The sequence below is a fragment of the Lachnospira sp. CLA-JM-H23 genome (assembly GCF_040096425.1).
GTDB lineage: Bacteria > Bacillota > Clostridia > Lachnospirales > Lachnospiraceae > Lachnospira > Lachnospira rogosae.
In genome coordinates, this window is the sequence record NZ_JBBMET010000003.1 from 188,900 (window position 1) to 211,014 (window position 22,115).

Annotated in this window: 20 protein-coding genes; 13 read left to right on the forward strand and 7 right to left on the reverse strand. The window is 36.2% G+C overall.

Annotation, left to right across the window (positions count from 1 at the left end; genetic code table 11):
• Window positions 1–21: 21 nt before the first annotated feature.
• Window positions 22–207 carry a hypothetical protein gene (locus tag WMO42_RS05435; protein WP_082421501.1) on the reverse strand — a complete coding sequence of 62 codons (186 nt, stop codon included), beginning with the start codon at window positions 205–207 and terminating at the stop codon, window positions 22–24.
• A 269-nt stretch (window positions 208–476) separates the two neighbouring features.
• Here WMO42_RS05435 and WMO42_RS05440 point away from each other — a divergent pair, with 269 nt between their 5' ends.
• From WMO42_RS05440 to truA, 5 genes are all read left to right on the forward strand, one after another.
• Complete coding sequence (locus tag WMO42_RS05440; RefSeq protein ID WP_116444069.1) at window positions 477–2,582, forward strand: methyl-accepting chemotaxis protein; 2,106 nt, start codon at window positions 477–479, stop codon at window positions 2,580–2,582.
• A 107-nt stretch (window positions 2,583–2,689) separates the two neighbouring features.
• Window positions 2,690–3,859: a hypothetical protein gene (locus WMO42_RS05445; RefSeq protein ID WP_242858615.1), complete on the forward strand. Its 1,170-nt coding sequence runs from the start codon at window positions 2,690–2,692 to the stop codon at window positions 3,857–3,859.
• A 52-nt stretch (window positions 3,860–3,911) separates the two neighbouring features.
• Window positions 3,912–5,426: a sodium-dependent transporter gene (locus WMO42_RS05450; RefSeq protein WP_349191764.1), complete on the forward strand. Its 1,515-nt coding sequence runs from the start codon at window positions 3,912–3,914 to the stop codon at window positions 5,424–5,426.
• Window positions 5,419–6,060, forward strand: coding sequence for an endonuclease III (gene nth / locus WMO42_RS05455; protein ID WP_022501984.1), 642 nt, complete (start codon window positions 5,419–5,421; stop codon window positions 6,058–6,060). The genes WMO42_RS05450 and nth overlap by 8 nt, the downstream gene beginning before the upstream one ends.
• The gene (gene truA / locus WMO42_RS05460; protein ID WP_055306252.1) at window positions 6,061–6,807 is read left to right on the forward strand and encodes a tRNA pseudouridine(38-40) synthase TruA; all 747 of its coding nucleotides are present in this window, start codon (window positions 6,061–6,063) and stop codon (window positions 6,805–6,807) included.
• Between the two features lie 12 nt (window positions 6,808–6,819).
• On the opposite strand, the gene WMO42_RS05465 is transcribed toward truA, so the two are convergent.
• Window positions 6,820–7,599, reverse strand: coding sequence for a hypothetical protein (locus WMO42_RS05465; protein WP_055306251.1), 780 nt, complete (start codon window positions 7,597–7,599; stop codon window positions 6,820–6,822).
• Between the two features lie 113 nt (window positions 7,600–7,712).
• Here WMO42_RS05465 and WMO42_RS05470 point away from each other — a divergent pair, with 113 nt between their 5' ends.
• Window positions 7,713–8,660, forward strand: coding sequence for a hypothetical protein (locus WMO42_RS05470; protein ID WP_055173982.1), 948 nt, complete (start codon window positions 7,713–7,715; stop codon window positions 8,658–8,660).
• Window positions 8,661–8,932: 272 nt separating this feature from the next.
• On the opposite strand, the gene WMO42_RS05475 is transcribed toward WMO42_RS05470, so the two are convergent.
• Complete coding sequence (locus tag WMO42_RS05475; RefSeq protein ID WP_055306250.1) at window positions 8,933–9,940, reverse strand: sugar kinase; 1,008 nt, start codon at window positions 9,938–9,940, stop codon at window positions 8,933–8,935.
• A 413-nt stretch (window positions 9,941–10,353) separates the two neighbouring features.
• Between WMO42_RS05475 and WMO42_RS05480 the strand changes: the two genes are divergently transcribed.
• Together WMO42_RS05480 and WMO42_RS05485 are read left to right on the forward strand one after the other, a co-directional pair.
• Entirely contained in the window at window positions 10,354–11,001 is a 648-nt protein-coding gene (locus WMO42_RS05480; protein WP_242854081.1) for a YkgJ family cysteine cluster protein, read from the forward strand.
• Between the two features lie 119 nt (window positions 11,002–11,120).
• Window positions 11,121–11,909: a prolipoprotein diacylglyceryl transferase gene (locus WMO42_RS05485; protein WP_055306249.1), complete on the forward strand. Its 789-nt coding sequence runs from the start codon at window positions 11,121–11,123 to the stop codon at window positions 11,907–11,909.
• Window positions 11,910–12,122: 213 nt separating this feature from the next.
• On the opposite strand, the gene WMO42_RS05490 is transcribed toward WMO42_RS05485, so the two are convergent.
• From WMO42_RS05490 to WMO42_RS05505, 4 genes are all read right to left on the reverse strand, one after another.
• A complete protein-coding gene (locus WMO42_RS05490) occupies window positions 12,123–12,368 on the reverse strand; it encodes a hypothetical protein (RefSeq protein ID WP_022501977.1) in 246 nt (81 codons plus the stop codon).
• Window positions 12,365–13,312: a DUF6709 family protein gene (locus tag WMO42_RS05495; protein ID WP_055306248.1), complete on the reverse strand. Its 948-nt coding sequence runs from the start codon at window positions 13,310–13,312 to the stop codon at window positions 12,365–12,367. The genes WMO42_RS05490 and WMO42_RS05495 overlap by 4 nt, the downstream gene beginning before the upstream one ends.
• 166 nt (window positions 13,313–13,478) lie before the next feature.
• Window positions 13,479–14,219, reverse strand: a complete 741-nt coding sequence (locus WMO42_RS05500) for an amino acid ABC transporter ATP-binding protein (protein WP_022501975.1) — start codon at window positions 14,217–14,219, stop codon at window positions 13,479–13,481.
• On the reverse strand, window positions 14,206–15,738 hold the full coding sequence (locus WMO42_RS05505) for an ABC transporter permease subunit (RefSeq protein ID WP_349191765.1): 1,533 nt from the start codon (window positions 15,736–15,738) through the stop codon (window positions 14,206–14,208). The genes WMO42_RS05500 and WMO42_RS05505 overlap by 14 nt, the downstream gene beginning before the upstream one ends.
• A 152-nt stretch (window positions 15,739–15,890) precedes the next feature.
• Here WMO42_RS05505 and WMO42_RS05510 point away from each other — a divergent pair, with 152 nt between their 5' ends.
• The 5 genes from WMO42_RS05510 to WMO42_RS05530 all read left to right on the forward strand — a co-directional run bounded on the left by WMO42_RS05510 (window position 15,891) and on the right by WMO42_RS05530 (window position 22,043).
• Complete coding sequence (locus WMO42_RS05510; protein WP_022501973.1) at window positions 15,891–16,424, forward strand: hypothetical protein; 534 nt, start codon at window positions 15,891–15,893, stop codon at window positions 16,422–16,424.
• A gap of 100 nt (window positions 16,425–16,524) precedes the next feature.
• Window positions 16,525–17,691: a flagellin lysine-N-methylase gene (gene fliB, locus WMO42_RS05515; protein WP_349191766.1), complete on the forward strand. Its 1,167-nt coding sequence runs from the start codon at window positions 16,525–16,527 to the stop codon at window positions 17,689–17,691.
• 48 nt (window positions 17,692–17,739) lie between these two features.
• Complete coding sequence (locus WMO42_RS05520; RefSeq protein ID WP_055173984.1) at window positions 17,740–19,458, forward strand: ABC transporter ATP-binding protein; 1,719 nt, start codon at window positions 17,740–17,742, stop codon at window positions 19,456–19,458.
• 19 nt (window positions 19,459–19,477) lie between these two features.
• A complete protein-coding gene (locus WMO42_RS05525) occupies window positions 19,478–21,247 on the forward strand; it encodes an ABC transporter ATP-binding protein (protein WP_116444066.1) in 1,770 nt (589 codons plus the stop codon).
• Between the two features lie 7 nt (window positions 21,248–21,254).
• A complete protein-coding gene (locus tag WMO42_RS05530; RefSeq protein ID WP_349191768.1) occupies window positions 21,255–22,043 on the forward strand; it encodes a 4'-phosphopantetheinyl transferase superfamily protein in 789 nt (262 codons plus the stop codon).
• The last annotated feature ends 72 nt before the right edge of the window (window positions 22,044–22,115 follow it).

Sequence of the window (22,115 nt, forward strand, 5' to 3'; positions counted from 1 at the left end):
TAATATAGTATGATACCAGGGTCAAAAGGTATAAACCCATATGAGCTTGCTCATAGGTGGGTGAAAGACCTTGGGACCCGCCCCGATATGAGCATAAAAGTGGGATGATAATCCCACGATATGCGAATATTGGGGAGAATTGTGGGAGTGCGTAGCACGGAACAATTCGTAGGTATCAAAGTCGGGGGCTTTAGACCCCGACATCATAGTATTATAGTAATATTTCAGGTACAGAAACATACGAAAGTATGTAAGTAAGATAATAGACGCATATGTAATAGTGAGAATATTAATATGTAAACTTACGATAGAATAAAGATAAAAGTCAGCTATAGGGAGAGTTATGTTACCCTATAGCTGGCTTTTTTTAAAATATGGTGCAGAATTCGACAGTAAAATACGTTTTCCTTGAATAATTATGCGTAAAGATATATACTATACATAATGTTATGTAACGAAAGAACGGAGGATACAATATGGGATATGATGCTGAAAAATTCAAAGCCAGAGCTAATACTAAAGCAGGAAATATATGGCTTATATTAAATATCCTGCTTACAATGCAGTATTTGTCAAATATGACTAAAGGTACATATGATCGGAAGTTTATAATTCCATTTCTTATTATAGGCTGGGTCCCATATATAATTGGTGTTATATATACTAAGATAAAAGGAAAATCAGCTGATGGATACAAGCATATATTAGGTGTTGGATATGGTTTGTTTTATGGATATATAGTATGTACAAGCACATCACTGCTTACATTTGCATATATATTTCCAGTAGCAAGCATGACTATTCTGTTCAAGGACAGAAAGTTCATAGTGAGCTGTGGAATTGGTAATATTGCCATAGTTATATTAAGTACAATTATTAAATTTATGTCAGGTATGAATGCGTTGGCAGATATTGATAATTATTCATTACAGATATCGTGTATAATCCTTTGCTATGTATGTTATGTATTATCAATTAATCATCTTAATCTTTCAGACGGAGCACTTACAGATTCAATTAAGGCTGACCTTGACAGAGTTGTCAAGACAGTTGAGCAGGTTAAAGATTCAAGTAATATGATAGTTGACGGAATTACAGTTGTAAGAGAGCTGGAAGAAGAGAACAAGCAGGGAGCTAATTTCGTTGTATCAAGTATGAAAGAGCTTTCGCATAATAATGATATACTTCATGATAAGACATATTCTTCAACACAGATGACTACGCAGATTAATAATCAGGTAGAAAATGTAGCTTCACTTATCAATGAAGTTGTGCAGCTTGTCAGTGAGTCAGTGGAACATACAGATACAAGTTCAAAAGAGCTTGCAGATGTAGTTGAAAGTACTAAGACTATGGCTGAATTATCAGGTGAGGTAGATAATATACTTAGAGAATTCCAGCAGGAATTCAGTAAAGTTAAGACAGAGACAGGTACAATTGGAGAGATTAACTCACAGACTAACCTGTTAGCACTTAATGCTTCAATTGAGGCGGCAAGAGCTGGCGAAGCAGGAAAAGGCTTTGCGGTAGTAGCAGATGAGATAAGAAATTTAAGTACAGAAACAGAAGAATCATCAGATAGAATTATGACAGCGTTAGGACATCTGGAAAATACATCTAACAGAATGTTAAAGTCAATAACGACAATACTTGAACTTATACAGACAACACAGACCAAGGTTGTACAGGTTAATGACAGCGTGTCAGGAATAGCTAAGGACTCTACACAGATAGGTGAACACATTGGTGTCGTAGATTCAGCAATGCAGGAAGTTGAAAGCTCTAACCGTAATATGGTTGACAATATGCACGAGATTGAAAATGTTATGAAAGACATTACTGACTGCATAGGCAACGCAGACGAAAGCACTAAGATAATGCTCAGCAAATATGAAGAGTCAGCCCGCAATGTTGATAAGATAGAAAATGTTGTTGGTGCAATGATGGAAAAGCTTGGAGTTGGCGGCTTTATGGGTGTTCAGGATATCAAGCAGGGTATGTATTGTACCATAAGACAGATTATATCAGGAAAGCCAGCTGATACAGAAAGCCACGGCGAGATAGTTGAACAGGCAGATGGGGTATTATATGTACGTTTCAAGAACAAAGATGTAGATTATAAGAATACCTCATTGAAATACGAACTTGATATTGTAGCGGCAAATGTACTTTATCACTGGTCTTCTGTGTCAGCAGCACCCGCCACACAGTATGGCAGTGATGTATGCAGGCTCATAGTAGCTTCACTTCCAAGCATCGTCAACAGAAGAAAGTATGTAAGAATGCCTGTTAATAATAAATGTACAGTTACATTCAAGGGCGGAGCAGATGTATATGAGGGTACAATGGTAAATATAAGTGCCAACGGCTTCGCTTTCCAGACAAGAGAAACAGAATTCGCAGATTGTAAGGGTGAGAATATAATTGTAAAAGTACCAGATTTTCCAGTTGAACAGGGGAGGGTTCTTGAAGGAACAATTATAAGAAGTACTGACAATGCAGGAACCCATATCGTTGGATGCCGTATGCCAGAAGACCGTATTGAGATTGGTAATTATGTAAGCAGGAATTATTCTGAATAATATTAAGAAAATGTATAAGCATTAATTCACAATTTTCGTATTATAAACTGTTATTTAGTATGGGGGAATATATTTAGGACATAATAATAACGAAAGTGGTTAATTGAATGAGGTTAAAGAAAAAGTATAGGAATTTATTAAAATTTATGGCTGTAACGCTGATACTTATTTTAACGATATCAGTTGTTGCGGCTGCTAAACAGCACATTGATAATAAGAAAAGTAATCATAACCGGGATATCGAAGAGGACTATCCTGATGAAGATGCAGAGGCTTATGAGCTGCCTGAAAGAACACTTAACTCAGATGTTATCCCATATGATGGAGTTCCAAGAACAATATCGTGCTGGGGTGATTCGATGATGTTTGGAATGGGTGCAGGTGAGGCTTATATAGTATTTGGAGATGATGAGCCTTTTGATATATCAGGCTGGACAAGTCCCGATACATTACAGTATCTTACTGGAATTAAGGTATATAATCTTGGCGTTTCAGGTGAGACATCTTATGAGATTGCACTTCGTCAGGGAGGCATAAAGATGTATGTCAGGGATACATTTGAGGTTGGATATGATGACAGTGTAGATGTTACAATTGTCGATGAGAATGGCGGGGAAGTATATATGGCTGATTTCAGTGCATATGGATATACAGAGCCACAGGAGTCAGATATTGTATACATCAATGATGAAATGTTTAAAATAACAGGTACAGAAGAAGAGGGACTTCATATATGCCGTTATTCAGATGAAGAAGTGAACTATGATGCTTTTACAACCGTATATGCGGACACACAGGTATATACCAAGGCCTCCTATGAAAGAAAGAATGATATTCTTATACTTGAGATAGGAAGTAATGGCGGCTGGGAGAATTACAGACAGCTTATAAGCCAGTATGATGCTATGATACAGAATTCGGGCTGTGATTATTATATAATAGTCGGTGATACAGATGATCCGGGAACATCAATAGCAGATACAACTCAGGGAATCCGTAATGAGGACGGAACTTATATAGGGGTTGGTGATACAGCGTGGGAAGCGACATTAAGAGAAGCATATGGTGACCATTTTATTAATATGAGAACTTATCTTATAGAAAACGGACTTACTGATGTAGGATTAAGACCAACAGTAGGTGATTATAAAGGGTTCAGACGAGGAAGAATATCTAAACAGTTAAGATATGACTGGACACATTTTAATTCATATGGTTATTATTCAAAAGGTATTGCAATATATGCCAAGGGTGTAGAATTAGGTTACTGGGAGTAACATATTAAATATGTAAGTTTGGTAATTACAGGTTAAAGCAGGCATTAAAATAATGGGTCTGTTTAATAATAAAAGAAAGGTATATATAACAATGAATGACAAGAGAGAAAAATTTGCTTCAAGATTAGGCTTTATACTGGTGTCGGCGGGGTGTGCTGTCGGACTAGGTAATGTATGGAAGTTCCCATACATATGTGGAAAGAACGGAGGAGCGGCATTTATTGTTATATATCTATTATGTCTGCTTGGACTTGGGCTTCCTATACTTATATGTGAGTATGCAATTGGACGAGGCAGTAATAAGAGCCTTGGAAGTGCATTTAAAATGTTGTCGCCAGAAGGAACAAGATGGCATCATTTCCGCTGGGTAGCTTATGCTGGTAATTATCTTTTGATGATGTTCTATACAATGGTTGCCGGCTGGATGCTCAACTACTTTGTATACAGTCTTACGGGACAGCTTTCAGGAAAGAATGTAGAGCAGATAGGCGGGGAGTTCAGTAATATGCTCTCAACACCATCAGTTATGATATTCTGGACACTTGTAGTTGTTGTAATAAGCATACTTGTATGTTCGCTTGGCTTACAGAAAGGCGTTGAGAAGATAAGTAAGGTAATGATGATATTATTATTTGCACTTATGATAATAATGGCAGTTAATTCCCTTCTGCTTGATGGAAGCTCGGAGGGACTTAAGTTCTATCTTGTTCCAGACTTTTCCAAGATGAAGGAGCAGGGTATCGGTAATGTAGTATTTGCAGCTATGTCACACGCATTTTTTACTCTTGGACTTGGTATAGGTTCTATGGAGATATTCGGAAGTTATCTTTCAAGAGACTGCAAGCTTACAGGAGAGTCAATAAATGTAGTTATACTTGATACAGTAGTTGCACTTACAGCTGGAATTATCATTATACCAGCCTGTTTTGCCTATGGAATTAATCCAGGTGCAGGTCCATCGTTATTATTCATAACACTTCCTAATGTATTCAACCAGATGCCGGGTGGGGTTATATGGGAAGTATTATTCTTTATATTTATGGCATTTGCGGCATTATCTACAGTAATAGCAGTATATGAAAATATTATTGCAATGACTATGGATTTATTTAACTGTAGCAGAAAGAGAGCGTCATTAGTTAATCTTTTTGTAATATCAGTGCTTTGTATGCCAGCAGTTCTTGGATATAATGTTTTATCAGGGGTACAGCCTCTTGGAGCTGGTACAACTATAATGGATCTGGAAGATTTTATAGTTTCATATAATATACTTCCTCTTGGCTGTCTTTTATTCGTGCTTTTCTGTACAAGAAAGAACGGCTGGGGATATGACAATTTCGTGGCAGAAGTTAATATGGGAAAAGGCATATCATTTCCTAAATGGTTAAAAGGCTATATGGTATACGTTCTTCCTGTTATTGATTTAGTTATATATTTTAAGGGTTATTATGATATGTTTAAGCCACAGGGTACTAAGGTTGTGTGCATATGGATGACAGTAGCTGTTATTCTTGCACTGTTGGTATTCTACATAGCTGCAGGAAAGGGAAAGAAGAGCAATGACTAAAAAGCAGCTTGCTTATGAAGTTATAGAACGTCTTAAAACAGAATATCCTGATGCCGGCTGTACGCTTGATTATGATGATGCGTGGAAGCTTCTGGTAAGCGTAAGGCTTGCAGCACAGTGTACAGATGCGAGAGTGAATGTTATTGTGCCACAGTTATTTGACAAGTATCCATCAATAGAGGCACTTGCTGATGCAGATGTATATGACATAGAGAAAATAGTCCGTCCATGCGGTTTATCAAAGAGTAAGGCAAGGGATATAAGCGGCTGTATGCGTATGCTTCATACGGTGTATAACAATAAAGTGCCAGATACATTAGAGGAACTTTTAAAGCTTCCTGGAGTTGGAAGAAAAAGTGCCAACCTTATTATGGGTGATGTATTCGGAAAGCCGGCAATTGTGACAGATACACATTGTATAAGGCTGTGCAACAGAATTGGACTTGTAAAAGATGAGAAAGAACCTAAAAAGGTTGAGATGGCACTGTGGAAGATAGTTCCGCCAGAAGAGGGAAGTGACCTTTGCCATAGATTTGTAATACACGGCAGGGAAGTGTGCAGTGCAAGAACCAAGCCTCATTGTGATGGGTGCTGTCTTAATGATATATGTAAGAAGAATGGAGTTAAGCAATAAGTGAAGAATAATTACAAGATGATAATAGCATATGATGGAACCAGATATTATGGCTGGGAACATCAGCCTAATACAGATATGACGATACAAGGCAAGTTAGAGTCTGTTCTGTCACAGATGACAGGGGAGCAGATAGATGTAATAGGTGCAGGAAGAACTGATGCAGGAGTCCACGCCAAAGGAATGGCAGCCAATGCACATATGCAGACAAGTATGACACCAGATGAAATCTGTGATTATATGAACAGATATCTGCCTGAGGACATATGTGTAATGGAAGTAAGAATAGCTTCAGAACGTTTCCACAGCAGATATAATGCAATGGGGAAAACCTACTGTTATACCTGTTATGTTGGGGATAAGAAGCCTGTATTTAATAGAAAATATGTGCATATCACAGGTGCTGTGCCAGATGTTGAGGCTATGAAGAAAGCAGCTTCTTATCTTGTAGGAGTTCATGATTTTGCAAGCTTCTGCGGTAATCCAAAGATGAAGAAATCTACAGTCAGGGAGATATATTCAATTGATATATCGCTTAAGGGTTCGTATCTTAATATGACCTTCCACGGAAGTGGATTTCTTCAATATATGGTAAGAATATTATCAGGAACATTATTAGAGGTTGGTTTTGGTAAAAGAGAGGCAGACAGTATGCAAGAGCTTTTAGAGGCAAAGAATCGTTCTTTAGCTGGAGCGACAGCTCCAGCCAAGGGGTTAAGCCTCTTAAAAGTACATTACGCTAATTAATTATTGGAATAGTTATATAAATTTACTTCTCCATTTAATTGCTTCGTCACGGTACTGGCGGGCAATATCCATAAGTTCATTATATTGGGTGGTTATGCTGTCAATGACGGCTGACTGCTCATTTATTTTTGCCTGGCATGCGGCAATCTTTTTGTTGAAATCTTCGGTCAGGGATTTTTCACGTTCAATGTAATTATCATTATTATTAGAATTATTATTATTTGAATTAATATTGTCAGCGTTGTTATTATCAGTACTATTATTGTCGGCAGTGCATATAGCTAATTGTTTGAAATGTCCGATTTGTTCAATTTTGTATATGTGTTCATTAACACATAATAAAATAAAATTATTATATGCAAGCACACTGTAAGAATTCACAGGCTTTTTAATATCAGGCAGTGGGATAGGCAGTGCATTATTGTCATCAGGTGTTATACAGTGCAGGCTGGGTTTATCAGATACAGGATTTTGCTTAAGATAGAAAAGAAGCAGGGTGTCATTACATATGGCAAGCTTAGGATTAGAATATTCCTGTACATAATTACAGTCTATAGCCAATACATTAGCGGTATCCATAATATTTTTTAAGATAAGTGAACCATTCTGATTGATGTAGGAATAATAAAGAGATGAATTATATATACACTCTGTAAGACCGCATAAGTAGTCTGCAGCAAGCACGATAGGGCGGTCAAGCCCACCAAAATGGGCTACACGTAAGAATATATTAGAACCGGCATTATAGATAATTAACTGGCGGTTATTCCCAACTGAATATACATTTGACATATTACCCTCTGTTCATCAGTAGATCTGATATGTGAAGCTTATTAAAATGTATGGTAGCAACAAAGTATTTAGAACATATAATGTAGTAAGAATACTTAAAGGAAGGATTTGAAATGGCAAAGTGTAAGTGCAGGAAAAAATGCTGTACAACAAAGATTGCAAGTAATCTTGTATCTAATATGCCTAATGGATGTTTTGATGTATGTACCAATCCGATATGCGGTTCACCGAGTGAACTTAGTCTTTATGCGCCATTGATATATGACCAGATTGGTATTAACCTTTGTGCTGAATTTCCAATAGGTGCAGATATATCAGCAACTTATCCAACGGCTGTCAACGCAACTGCAAGTGTAATAGATGTATCCTATGAATATGGAACAGGAAATGTAGTTATAACACAGATACCGGGCAGACCGAACTGTTATTCAGTTACATTGTCAAACTTGTCAGTGACATTTGCGGTAAGTCTGTATGATGAGAATTGCAGGCTTGTGGCAACACTTTATCCAACAGCTGTATATCTGCCACCAGAAACAACTTCGGCTACCTATGATGAAGATGTCAATCCAACTTCAGTGGAGCTTGAAATATTTGCACCTTATGGAATATCTTACAATTATAATGCAGCGGCTACACCACAGTATAGTGCGGCACTTAATTATACAGGATTTACAGCGGATAATAACAGAATAACGCAGGGACTTAATCTTTCTGCAATTCCAAAAGTAATTAACCTTGATACAACTGATGATGAGATAACAATAGGTCTTTCGATTATATTACAGAGCTTGTATTTTGCTGGCTACAGGGTTGCAAGTGCTGGAAAGATTGTAACTCCTAAGGGAAGCATAGTGGCAGAGGAAGATTCTAATGAGATGAAATTCGTGTGCGGCAATCTTTTGAATCTGGCAATCAAGCCTCTTGATTTAAGCCCACCAAAATGTGAAGGTAGATTAAAACAAGATTGCGAAACAGGCTGTCAGCCAACGTGTGAGGAAGATATGCCAGTGTGTACGAATTCAGGGAACAACATAAGTGACTGCAATAACTGTGGATAAGAATAAAGTGTGATGATGACGGAATATGACAAGGATAGAAATAGCTGCTATATCGCTAATGGTAGTTAATGTAAAGAGTAAGATGTGACAGTCTCAGGCTGTATAAGTGGTATAGTAAGTTATTGCCATATAAAGATAAATATATAGAGAGAATTTAAAAAGGGTGTCATAATAGACTATTACGTAATATATAGATAATAACAGATTATTATCTGTATACTGTAGAGCATTAGTTTAAAATGACACCCATATATATTTATTGTTTATTAATATTAACGGGAAACCTCATTACCAGCCTTGGCAAATGCAAGCTTCATAACTTCGTCTACAGATACGAGGTTGTAATCACCGCTTACAGTATGTTTTAAGCAGCTTGCGGCATTAGAGAATTCAACAGCTTTCTGTGGGTCAAAGTCATTGATAAAACTATATATAATACCAGCACAATAAGCATCACCAGCACCAATATAATCAAGAATATTCATAAAGAATTCCTGGCTGTAGTAAGCCTTTCCTTCTGTGTATATCATTGACTGGAGCTTGAATGTTGTTATTGAAGTTTCTGTTCTCCATACAGATGCAACCATCTTGAAGTTAGGGAACATTTTTATAAGTTCTTCTGCAATGTAAGAATTCTTCTCTTTATCTGAATTAGAGGCATCAAGTCCGAATATTCCAACTGCATCATCTTCATTAGCGATACATATATCAACATACTTACATATTTCGCTCATTACTTTGTTAGCCTTTTCACTAGACCAGAGCTTGCTTCTGTAATTAAGGTCACAGCTTATTGTAATTCCTCTTTCCTTAGCTTTCTTGCAGGCAAGAAGAGTAATCTGTGCCATATTATCACTTATTGCTGGAGTAATTCCTGAAAAATGAAACCATGTAGCATCAGCAAATATTGAATCCCAGTCAAAGTCATCTACATTGGCAAGGGCAAATGCTGAACCTTTTCTGTTATATATAACATTAGTAGGTCTCTGGCTCGTCTTTTTCTCAAGGAAATATATTCCAATCTGTTCGCCGCCTCTTACTATATGTTCAACACCGACACCATACTGTCTTAAAGAATTAACAGCACTCTGTCCAATAGTATGTTCTGGAAGCTTAGTAACATAGCTTACATTAACATTAAAATTGGCAAGGGATACAGCAGTATTAGCTTCGCCGCCGCCATATACAGCTTCATAAGAATGTGCCTGTGTAAATCTTTCATTGTTGTCAGGTGAAAGTCTGAGCATTAATTCACCAAATGTTATAATCTTGTGTTTCATTGTTATCTCCCATCTTGCATCAATTGCTTACTGTTTATCGTACAGTGATATATTGTATCACATTTTTATAAAAAAGTAATATGTATTTTAAAGAAGTTTGGTATTTTTTGTCATTTCTGCGTGCTTTTTCAGATTATTAAGTGCACGAAGCAGTATACAACAGGCAGATATAATAATTAAATAGAAAATGAAATAGCATTATAAGCCGTGTTTAGCAAAAAAAGCAGTATCGACACATATCCGATATTAAAGTATAATATGAATAAGTCTGAGTGGCTAAAAAGATATTTGACGGATGAGATTATAATATGTTAGATGAGATTATAATTTAATAGATGAAAATTTAATTTGATAGATGAAATTTTAAATAACAGGAAAGGTGCTGACGTGACATAATGTTAAGAGATGTAGGATTGGAAGATATTAGTGATGGAAGATTATATAGAGAAAATGATATGGTAAAGACAGATACGAATTCTTGCCAGGGCTGTAAGAAGATATGCTGCATAGGAATGGGCAGAACAATAGTGCTTGATCCTTATGATTGTTACAGGCTTGGAATTGGCACAGGAAAGACATTTGAGCAGCTTCTGGATACTAATATTGAGCTTAATATGGTAGATGGCTGTATACTTCCTAATATTAAAATGCAGACAGTTAGTAATGGCTGTTCATTTCTTGGAGCTGATAACAGATGTACAATACATAATTACAGGCCTGGCATATGCAGAATGTTTCCGTTAGGAAGATATTGGGAAGATGATGAGCATTTTTATTATATATTACAGAAGGGTGAATGTAATAAAGATAATCTGACTAAGATAAAAGTACGCAAGTGGATAGGAATTGATAATATTGAAAGTTATAATTCATATGTGATACAATGGCATAGTTATATTAAGAAGGTTCAGAGAGCCTTGGCAGGACTTTCTGAGGAACAGATTAAGATACTTAATATGTATAATCTCAGAACATTTTACATGAAAGGTTACGAAGCAGATAAATTCTTTGAAGAATTCAAGGAAAGACTTGATAAATCCATAGAGATGTTCGGAATGTAGAGTGGCTTCAGATATAAAGATGATGGTTAATATAGAAATGCTTGGAATGTGGAACGCTTCTGATATAAAGATAATTATTAATATAAAGATGTTTGGAATTTAAAGAAAAGAGGATATATATGAAGACAGATTTGTTTAAAATAGGAGGGCTGACCGTTCACGGCTATGGCTTTATGATAGCACTTGGATTTATACTTGCTATGATTCTTGGTGAATACAGGGCAAAGAAACTTGGACTTAAGGACGAGTCGGTTATAGATATAGCGATAATCGCAGGACTTACAGGATTTGCTGGAGCAAAACTTTTATTTATAATAGTTGAATTTGACAGCTTTATTAAAAATCCTAAAGAGGTATTAGGTTCATCAGGATTTGTTGTGTATGGAGGAATTATAGCAGGTGTGCTTTGCAGTATGCTTTATTGTAAGATTAAGAAGATTAATTTCCTTGAGTATTTTGATCTTATAATGCCGGAGATAGCATTAGCACAGGGCTTTGGAAGAATAGGTTGTTATCTTGCAGGCTGTTGCTATGGACGTGTGACAGACAGTGCATTTGGCGTGATATTCCCAGTGGGTTCTCAGGCACCAGCAGGTGTAAAGCTTATTCCTACACAGCTTATATCAGCAGGAGCTAATATAATTCATATGATAATACTTATTGCGGTTGCACATTTTATAGGCTATACAATAAGGAAGAAAGATGGTAGAAAGCTTGTGCTTCCAGCTGGTGGAATTGGCTATTTATATATGATTTTATATGGGATTGGAAGATTTCTTATTGAGTTCTTAAGAAATGATTACAGGGGCGAGATAGGTATTCTTTCAACATCGCAGTTTATATCAATATTCTTTATTGCAGCAGGTGTGGTCCTTCTTATTATTGGAAAGAAGAAAATGCAGTCTTAAAAACAGATGGTTAATTATGTGATTTTCCTGTAACAGACCGGAATTTAGTTCTGGTCTGCTGTATAGATACATAATTAATCATCTGTTTTTTATTGTGTCAATAATCTAAATCTACAGCACTAGAGACATAGGTCAAGTATAAGAGTGCTTATTTAATATTACATTGCCGGTGCCGTATTAGTATGGACAAGTGTATAACAATAATCTGCTTAATTACTGTCTTGCAGCTTTCTTAGCCTTTCTGTAATCGCTTATATTTAGTGGGCGTACAAATCCGCAATATTCACACGTTTCGCCGCTTTTACCCCTTATATTAATAACAGGTATATAGAATATAGAAACACGGTTAATTCGTCTGTATAAGCCGTGTGGAGTTATATGTCCACAGTTAGGACACTGGAAAACACCAGTATCAGCATCTTTTTTGTATATTGTACCATAACTGTAAATAACTATCATGCATCTGCCTCCCCGTGTCTTTCTTTAATAAAATGTCTTATGTTATTGACTACATAATTATATTCAGTCAGCTCACCCTCGTGAGGAGCAATAGTTATTCTGTTGCCGAATTCAACCTCCAGGGCAATATAGTTAGTGCCTGTAAGCTTGCCGTCAGCTATATTGCATACATAAACATTGGTAATAGTATCTAATGGAATAACATTAAATCCATTGGTGGTACGATTCAGGTCAATAATGTAATCAGGTGATACAGCGAGTTTTAACTTATTAGAGAAAAAATGTTTATTAGTAGCAAAGTTCTCATATAAGGCGTTGAGAGAACCATCGGCTTCAAGCTGTGCCATTTTCTGCTTGATAAATGCACCATTACGGTTTCCTGATATGAATAACATAATAGCTGCAAATGCCAATATGCCGGAACATATATAAAATACAATAGAGAGCTGGTGCCGGTTGTAATTAGTATCAAGATAATAGCTTCCAAAGTAATCAGTGTAGTTAGAAGTAGTAATACCAAGACCTGAGTTTTTGAAGTATTTAACTAGGTAGGAAGCAAGCTTTGCAGATATTTTAACTCTGTTACCTTTAAGTGTCTGTGGTGTGAAAGAGTAAATGTCATTGCCGTCAGTAAAATCCTGTCCATATACAGGTACTGAAGTATTCTTGTTAGTGCTTATCACACATAAATATCCATTGGTGTCCTCTGCAATATAATATCTTGCAGTTACTTTTCCATTAGTAGTTTCCTCGGCGAATGGTCCCATAAGATATATAGCGTTAAGCTGTGCAAGACCTTTATGTGTTGGGTCGAAATTATCATAACGGCTGAATTCAAAAGCAATTCCGGTAACTGCTGATATAATAGCGATTATTCCCAATATTAGTGCTGGAATAAAGCTGGGACGGCCTGTTGTAATCAGGTCTTTTTTGAATTGTTCCATATAGCTCCTCCTCGATGTGATTTATTAATCTTTAGTACAGGTACTAAATAATAAAGCAAGTGTTAATTATACATCAGATTATATGATAATTAACACCTGCCTTAATTACTATTATTTATTATAGCTTAATTCTTAAAATATTAAAATAAGCTTTTGGATATTATTATTATAATACTTTAGATAAGAAATCTTTAAGTCGTGCACTCTTTGGGTTATCAAAGAATTCCTTAGGAGCTTCGTCCTCTTCAATCATACCTTCATTAATGAACATACAGCGTGTAGCGACTTCCCTTGCAAAGCCCATCTCGTGTGTAACTACCATCATAGTCATACCATCTGCGGCAAGCTCTTTCATAATTGCAAGTACTTCACCAACCATCTCAGGGTCAAGGGCAGAAGTAGGTTCATCAAATAACATAATTTCTGGGTTCATAGCAAGAGCTCTTGCTATTGCAACTCGCTGCTTCTGTCCACCAGATAACATATCAGGGTAAGAGTCAGCTTTGTCTAAAAGGCCAACACGTTCAAGAAGCTCTAAGGCTTTCTTGTCAGCATCCTCTTTGCTCATAAGTCCTAACTGTGTAGGTGCAAGAGTGATATTTTTCTTGATTGTCATATTAGGAAAGAGATTAAAATGCTGGAATACCATTCCAATGCTCTGTCTTAATTTATCAACATTTACACCCTTTTCTGTGAGGTCATTGCCCTCATATATGATATGTCCTGAAGTAGGAACTTCAAGTAGATTAAGTGATCTTAAAAATGTAGATTTACCACAGCCGGAAGGACCTATTATGGCAATAACTTCGCCCTTGGTAATAGTTGTATTAATGTCCTTAAGTACAACGTGGTCGCCAAATGTCTTTTTAAGATTTTTTACTTCAAGAATTACATTAGTGTCGTTCATTGCTTCTTAATCTCCTTTCAAGTTTCTTTACAAGTGATGAAAGAATCACAACAAGTACAAGATATATAAGTGCAACACCGAAAAGTGGAAGCATTGGATCATAAGTTATGCTTCGGATAATATCACCGCCACGGGTAAGGTCGTTAAGACCGATATAACCACTTATTGATGTCTCTTTTAAGAGTACGATAAATTCATTGGCAAGTGCTGGAAGTACATTCTTAAATGCCTGTGGAAGTATTACCTGAATCATAGTCTGTCTATAGTTAAGACCAAGGCTTCGTGCGGCCTCAAACTGTCCGTTGTCAATTGACATAATACCTGAACGGAAGATTTCGGCAACATAAGCACCAGAGTTAATACCAAAGGCAAGGAGTGCAACAACAATCTTGTTAATATGTACTGAGCTGAATATTACATAGTATATAATAAGCAGCTGTACCATTGTAGGTGTTCCTCGTATAACTGTGAGATAAATGTTGCAGAGGAAGTTAAGCACCTTCATCTTACCTGTCTTATCGTGGTTAGAACGTACGATTGCAATAAGGAAACCTATTACAATACCGATAAGTGCGGCACATATTGCAATAATAAGAGTATTTCTTAAACCTGTGAGAAGATACTGGTATCTTGCATCATCAATGAAATCACTCTTGAATTTATCAGCAAAACTAGAACCAGAAGCTTTAATATCATTATTTCTTACGATAACAACCTGGCTTGAAGTTGTGTAAGGGATTGAGAAATCAATATTCTTCAGACGTTCTTCTGTAACAGTAATACCAGATATACCAAAATCTGCTTTTCCAGAAGATACAGCAGTAATAATTGAATCAAATTCCATATCTTCAACATCAATCTTCATATTAAGGTAATCAGCTATGGCATTGGAAATATCGATATCAATACCACACACCTTGCCATTGCTGTAATATTCATAAGGTTCAAAGTAAGCGTTAACAGCAATAGTAAGAGTTCCGTTAGAACCTGAGCTTGTAGGTACATATGCCTCTTTAGAGGCATTTTCACCAATATAATTATTGATAATTGTATTAACTGTTCCGTTGGCAATAAGGACATTTAACGCCTCATTGACTTTTTCTGTTAGTGATGAATTGTTCTTGGCAAGACATATAGCATATTCTTCTGTAACAAATTCTTCATCAAGAATCATAAGTTCGTTGTTAGCAGCAACAAATGCTTTAGCTGGCTGTGCATCAATTACAACAGCATCAATCTTGCCCTGCTTAAGAGCCTGAATTGCATCATTTCCTTTATTGTATCGTTCAACCTTAGTTCCTGAACCATCAGATTCCATATCGGAAACATATATGTCACCTGTAGTTCCAAGCTGTACGCCGACTGACTTTCCAGCAAGGTCATCTACTGAAAATACAGTGTTCTCTGGAATTTTACTGCCACAGGCAGTAAGTGTCAATGTGCTTGCAAGACTTAACACAAGCACAACAGAGAGCATAAAAAGGCGTTTGAATGTTGAGAGCTTTTTAGTGTTCATCATTTTAATCCTTTCGTTTAATTATAATGTTATAATTATACACAGATTATGTATCATATTTCAATGATAAAAAGTAAAATTATAAATATTGAATTATATTAGAAATAATGTAAAATATAAAGATAGCGTGATTACTAAAGGAGATGAGGAATTATATGAAGAATAATGATAATAAGATTATAAATATTATATTCAGGGTTGTTATTATTGGTGCATTTTTTATGGGAATAAGGACGATATATAATTTCTATGTGCTGATGATTACTTATAAGGGAATATCCGGAGAAGATATGTTTAACAGGGTAGCTTCGATGGTTGATGATTATGTTATGTTTATGGTATTTATGGTGGCTTCGGTAGTATTCAGCGTGCTTGCAAGAAAGCTGGTGAATAATAATACATTTATTATAAGGACAATAAGCATAGCTGTTTCACTTGTATGCAGTGTGCCAGAGCTTATAGCTGTGTATTATTTTGCAATGCTTACAATGGTGAAATATCCACAGTATGCCAATATACTTGGAGTAAGCGTGACACTTAATGATGTGTATACATCGTCAGCTGCAGTGTTTTTACAGAATAATCCTTATATGTTCTATACATTTTTTATTGGAGTGGCAGTATTTGCAGTGCTTACAATAACTTCAATATATTCACTTATAACAGGCAGAAAGACACAACAGGTTTAGAAAATATACGAATATTAGAAAATATAAAGGGTTAAATTGTATGAATAGCTTAGGATATATAAAGCAGAAGTACACTAAAAGAAAGGCAGAGCAGGCTTAAATGAAGATAGTTACACCAGATTATTATAAGAATTTTAAATGTATAGCGGGAGAATGTACGGATACATGCTGTGCAGGCTGGGATGTTGATGTTGATAAAGAGTCGTACAAGCAGTATAGGAGAGTGATTGGGTCATTTGGCAATAAGTTAAGAAGTGTTATGGTGCCATCTGAAGATGGTGGCTGTACATTTACGCTAAAAGAGGGAAGATGTCCATTTCTTAATAAGAAGAATTTGTGTGAGATTTATATCAAGCTTGGTAAGGATAAACTGTGTGAAACGTGTGCAGAGTTTCCAAGATTTATTAATGAATACGGCAATACAAGGGAGATTGGAATTGCACCATCCTGTAAGACAGCAGGTGAGCTTATATTAGGATATAAGGGCGAGCTTAAATTCAGAGAGGTAAAGAACAGGGAACAGATTAACAGCTACAATGATATAGACCCACTTACCTTTGTACAGTTAAGGCAGGCAAGAATTATAGCTTATAATATAGCCACGGACAGAGATTACACGATAATGGAAAGATGCGTGCTTATACTGATGTTTGCAAGGAACATACAGGATTATCTTGATAGAGAAAGAGATGAACTTATAGTAGGTGTATGTGGACGTTTTGCCAAGGAAGACTACAGGGAAAATAAGTTAAACAGGGCAAGGCGTATTGCTGCTGGAAAGAAAGATACATATAAGCATATAAGAAAGTTCTTTGAAAGTTTTGAGGGAATGGAAGTTATTAATAAAGATTGGAATATATACACAGAGGAAGTTAATAATTTCTTTGAGGAATGTACAAGTGCAGAGCAGTTCAGGGCTGTTGTTCAGGAATTTGACGAATACCACAAGGAAGATGAAACTGAATATGAACAGCTTCTTATGTATTATCTGTACAGATATTTTCTTGATTCAGTATATGATTATAATCTGCTTTTAAAAGTCAAGGGCGGTATTGTTGGAATAATTGCAATTAAAATGCTGAATATTGCAGACTGGTGGTATAATAACAAAGAACTTTCATTTACACGGAAGGTAGACCTTGCTCATCTGTATTCAAGACAGTATGAACATTCATATTATAATTATGAAGTGTATAATCAATATTTTATGAGCAAGAGAGCGTATGCATATGAGAATCTTTTATCAGAGCTTATAGATTTAGAGTAAGATAATCCATTGGCTGTTTAAAGATAAGGACAAGTGAGGTAAAGAGTAATGAAGATGATTCTAAAGTATCTGGAAGAATTAAAAAAAGAGTGTGTGTTAGCACCACTTTTTAAAATGCTTGAAGCACTCTTTGAGTTATTCGTTCCATTGGTAGTTGCTTCTATAATTGACAGAGGCATCGGACAGCAGGACACAGCTTATATAGTAAAAATGTGCCTTATGCTTTTAGGCCTTGCGATTATAGGTCTTGTATGTTCAATAACAGCACAGTATTTCAGTGCCAAGGCGGCAGTTGGCTGTGCTACAGGAATAAGGCATGCTTTATTCAAGCATATACAGTCACTTTCGTTCACGGAGATGGACGACATTGGAACGTCAACTCTTATGACAAGAATGACAAGTGATATTAACCAGATTCAGAATGGTGTTAATCTTGTATTAAGATTATTCTTACGTTCTCCATTTATTGTATTTGGTGCTATGATTATGGCATTTACAATAGATGTCAAGGCGGCACTTATATTTGTCGCAGCTATACCAGTCCTTGCCGTTATAGTATTTGGAATTATGATAGGAACAAGACCTTTATATAAGAAGGTACAGGCAGGTCTTGATACAATTCTTGGAATAACAAGGGAAAATCTTACAGGTGTAAGAGTAATAAGAGCATTTAATAAGCAGGACGATGAATTTGCACGTTTTAAGAATAAGAATGAAGAACTTAATCATCTGCAGAAGTTCGTAGGTAAGATTTCAGGTCTTATGAATCCTCTTACTTACACAGTTGTTAATGTTTCAATAATTGCACTTATATGGGTTGGTGCGATAAGAGTTAATCAAGGTGGTCTTACGCAGGGACAGGTTGTAGCCCTTTACAATTATATGTCACAGATACTTGTTGAGCTTATCAAGCTTGCTAATCTTGTAATTAATATAACTAAGGCTCTTGCCTGTGCAGGAAGAATTGAGTCAATATTTGAAGTGCAGCCAAGTATGAAGGATGGCAGTATGGATTTATCAGCATATAAAGAAAATGTTCCTGTCGTAGAATTTAAGAATGTTGCCCTTAAGTATAATGGAGCTGGTGATACAAGTATTGCCGGCGTTAATTTTAAGGCTTACAGGGGACAGACTATCGGTATAATAGGTGGTACTGGTTCAGGTAAGTCAAGTCTTGTCGGACTTATACCAAGGTTTTATGATGCAACCAGTGGCGAAGTATTAATAAATGGAACTAATGTTAAAGATATTAATATAGAACAGTTAAGGGACAAAGTCGGAATAGTAATGCAGAAGGCAGTATTATTCAAAGGAAGCATAAGAAAGAATATCCAGATGGCTAAGGCAGATGCTACAGATAAAGAGATAGATGATGCACTTGCAATAGCACAGGCGAAGGAATTCGTTGATAAGAAGAAAGGCCGCCTTGACTATATGATTGAACAGGGTGGTAAGAACCTTTCAGGTGGACAAAGACAAAGACTTACAATTGCAAGGGCAGTTGTTAAAAAGCCAGATGTCCTTATTCTTGATGACAGTGCATCAGCTCTTGACTTTGCTACAGATGCGGCACTTAGAAAGTCTATAAGAACGATGCCTAATAATCCTACAGTATTTATAGTATCACAGCGTTCAGCATCACTTATGCACGCAGATAAAATTATCGTGCTTGATGATGGTGAGGTTGCAGGAATAGGTACACATACAGAACTTTTGGAGAATTGTGAAGTATACAGGGAAATATATAATTCACAGTTCAAGTCATAGGTCAGAATGGAGATTAGTTATGAAAGATAATAAGGATAAAAGAGAAGCGCAGAAGTCTACGCTTGGCAAAGTATTAAAAAGAATAAAGAAATATAGTGGATTTCTTGTTATATCAATCCTTATGGCTGCTGTAACAGTTGCTTCTACATTGTATGTGCCAATTCTTGTTGGTAGAGGAATTGACCATATTATAGGACCGGGCAATGTTGATTTTGCAGGCATAACAAAGGTGCTTATAACAATAGGAATTGTTGTTGCCATAACAGCACTGTCACAGTGGATAATGAATATATGCAATAATAAGATAACTTACCACGTTACAAGAGATATAAGAGATGAGGCTATGGAAAAGTTACAGAAGCTTCCTCTTAAATATATTGACGCACAGTCATATGGTGATATTGTAAGCCGTGTAATTGCCGATGTTGACCAGTTCGCAGATGGTCTTTTAATGGGATTTACACAGTTCTTTTCAGGTGTGCTTACAATTGCAGGAACACTTATATTTATGCTTACAATAAATGTAAAGATTACACTTGTAGTTGTTGTTATAACCCCGGTTTCATTATTTGTTGCAAGCTTTATTGCTAAGAAGACATTTTCAATGTTCAAGCTCCAATCAGAAACAAGAGGTGAGCAGACGGCATTTATTGATGAGATGATTGGCGGACAGAAGGTTGTAAAGGCATACGGCTATGAAGAAAGGGCAGTAGAAGAATTCGACGAGATTAATAAAAGATTACAGAAGTATTCTTTAAGAGCTATATTCTTCTCATCAATAACTAACCCATCGACGAGATTTGTCAACAGCCTTGTGTATGCAGCAGTAGCTGTTGCAGGTGCATTTTCTGCAATAGGCGGAGGCATAACAGTTGGACAGTTATCAAGCTTCTTAAGTTATGCTACACAGTATACTAAGCCTTTTAATGAAATATCAGGCGTTATAACAGAGCTTCAGAATGCCATTGCGTGTGCAGGAAGAATGTTCGAGCTTATAGAGGAAGAACCAGAAATTCCAGATGCACCATCAGCAGTTAGTGTTACAGATATTGATGGCAGGGTAGACCTTAATAACGTATACTTCTCATACACACCAGACAGAAAGCTTATAGAGGACTTCACACTTCACGTTAAGAAGGGACAGAAGATTGCGATTGTAGGTCCTACAGGCTGTGGTAAGACAACAGTAATCAACCTTTTAATGAGGTTTTATGATGTTAATTCAGGAAGCATAGATGTATCAGGTGTTGATATAAGGGATATGACAAGATATTCATTAAGACACGGTTTTGGTATGGTATTACAGGAAACATGGCTTAAGGCAGGAACTATCAGGGAGAATATCACTATGGGAAAGCCGGATGCCACAGAAGAAGAGATTATTGAGGCAGCTAAGGCTTCATACTCATACGGATTTATAAAGCGTCTTCCTAATGGGTTTGATACAGTGATTGGTGAGGACGGAGGAAGTCTTTCACAGGGGCAGAAGCAGCTTTTGTGCATAACAAGAATTATGCTTACAAGACCACCAATGCTTATTCTTGATGAGGCAACTTCATCTATAGATACCCGAACTGAAATAAAAATTCAGAACGCATTTAACAAGCTTATGGAAGGAAGAACAAGCTTTATAGTTGCCCACAGACTTTCTACAATACAGTCAGCAGATGTTATACTTGTTATGAAAGACGGACATATTATAGAAAAGGGTAATCACGAAGAACTGCTTGCGGCTGGCGGATTTTATAAGAACTTATATGAGAGCCAGTTCGATACAGCAACAGCATAGGAAGAATATGAGATTGTATATAACGGACATATCTGATGTAACCGAGGATATGTTTAACACTGGGAAAATGCTTGTGCCAGAGTACAGGCAGGAGAAGATTGACAGATATCAATATATGGAAGATAAGAGGAGAAGCCTTGTTGCAGGGCTTCTTCTTAATTATGCGACAAAGGACTATGAAGCTGGGAATTATATAGCTCATAATTATATAACTGGGAATTGTGTAGATAAGAATTATCTAATTGAGGCTTCCAAGCGGGAAAGAGAGAATATCCACGCAGGACATTTATGGGAAAGTAATTCGGAATATGATATAGATATAAATAAGCTTATCAGCGGATATGATAAGGCTTATGATTATGATATCAAACTTACTGCGAATAATAAGCCGGAGTATGCGGATAAGAATATACATTTTAATCTTTCCCACACAGGAGATTATGTTGTATGTGCCATATCAGAAAATGCAGTTGGTGTGGATATAGAGCATACAAGAAAGAATTATTTAAAGGTTGCCAGAAGATTTTTTACTGATAATGAATGTCGGTGGATTGGCGAAGATGAGAACCGTTTTCTTAGAATATGGACATTAAAGGAAGCATATTCCAAATATACAGGACAGGGAATAGCTCTCACCATATCAGATACTGAGTTCAGATATGAGAAGAATGATAAAGGGGAGGATATTATTAATGGTTATATTAATAAAGATAAGATAACTAATATTAATATTGTCCAGCTTAATAATATTAAGTCAGAATACGTCATATCTGCCATAGAAAAGACATTTTATTAACGATTATAAAATGAAATAAATGTATCAGAATTAATACAGATTTAATTATAAAAAAATGTGGAAATTTGCAAT

Coding starts and splice junctions, on each gene's coding strand:
- WMO42_RS05435 (WP_082421501.1), bottom strand. CDS start 207: ATGATGTCGGGGTCTAAAGCCCCCGACTTTGATACCTACGAATTGTTC.
- WMO42_RS05440 (WP_116444069.1), top strand. CDS start 477: ATGGGATATGATGCTGAAAAATTCAAAGCCAGAGCTAATACTAAAGCA.
- WMO42_RS05445 (WP_242858615.1), top strand. CDS start 2,690: ATGAGGTTAAAGAAAAAGTATAGGAATTTATTAAAATTTATGGCTGTA.
- WMO42_RS05450 (WP_349191764.1), top strand. CDS start 3,912: ATGGGTCTGTTTAATAATAAAAGAAAGGTATATATAACAATGAATGAC.
- nth (WP_022501984.1), top strand. CDS start 5,419: ATGACTAAAAAGCAGCTTGCTTATGAAGTTATAGAACGTCTTAAAACA.
- WMO42_RS05465 (WP_055306251.1), bottom strand. CDS start 7,599: ATGTCAAATGTATATTCAGTTGGGAATAACCGCCAGTTAATTATCTAT.
- WMO42_RS05470 (WP_055173982.1), top strand. CDS start 7,713: ATGGCAAAGTGTAAGTGCAGGAAAAAATGCTGTACAACAAAGATTGCA.
- WMO42_RS05475 (WP_055306250.1), bottom strand. CDS start 9,940: ATGAAACACAAGATTATAACATTTGGTGAATTAATGCTCAGACTTTCA.
- WMO42_RS05485 (WP_055306249.1), top strand. CDS start 11,121: ATGAAGACAGATTTGTTTAAAATAGGAGGGCTGACCGTTCACGGCTAT.
- WMO42_RS05490 (WP_022501977.1), bottom strand. CDS start 12,368: ATGATAGTTATTTACAGTTATGGTACAATATACAAAAAAGATGCTGAT.
- WMO42_RS05495 (WP_055306248.1), bottom strand. CDS start 13,312: ATGGAACAATTCAAAAAAGACCTGATTACAACAGGCCGTCCCAGCTTT.
- WMO42_RS05500 (WP_022501975.1), bottom strand. CDS start 14,219: ATGAACGACACTAATGTAATTCTTGAAGTAAAAAATCTTAAAAAGACA.
- WMO42_RS05505 (WP_349191765.1), bottom strand. CDS start 15,738: ATGATGAACACTAAAAAGCTCTCAACATTCAAACGCCTTTTTATGCTC.
- WMO42_RS05510 (WP_022501973.1), top strand. CDS start 15,891: ATGAAGAATAATGATAATAAGATTATAAATATTATATTCAGGGTTGTT.
- fliB (WP_349191766.1), top strand. CDS start 16,525: ATGAAGATAGTTACACCAGATTATTATAAGAATTTTAAATGTATAGCG.
- WMO42_RS05520 (WP_055173984.1), top strand. CDS start 17,740: ATGAAGATGATTCTAAAGTATCTGGAAGAATTAAAAAAAGAGTGTGTG.
- WMO42_RS05525 (WP_116444066.1), top strand. CDS start 19,478: ATGAAAGATAATAAGGATAAAAGAGAAGCGCAGAAGTCTACGCTTGGC.
- WMO42_RS05530 (WP_349191768.1), top strand. CDS start 21,255: ATGAGATTGTATATAACGGACATATCTGATGTAACCGAGGATATGTTT.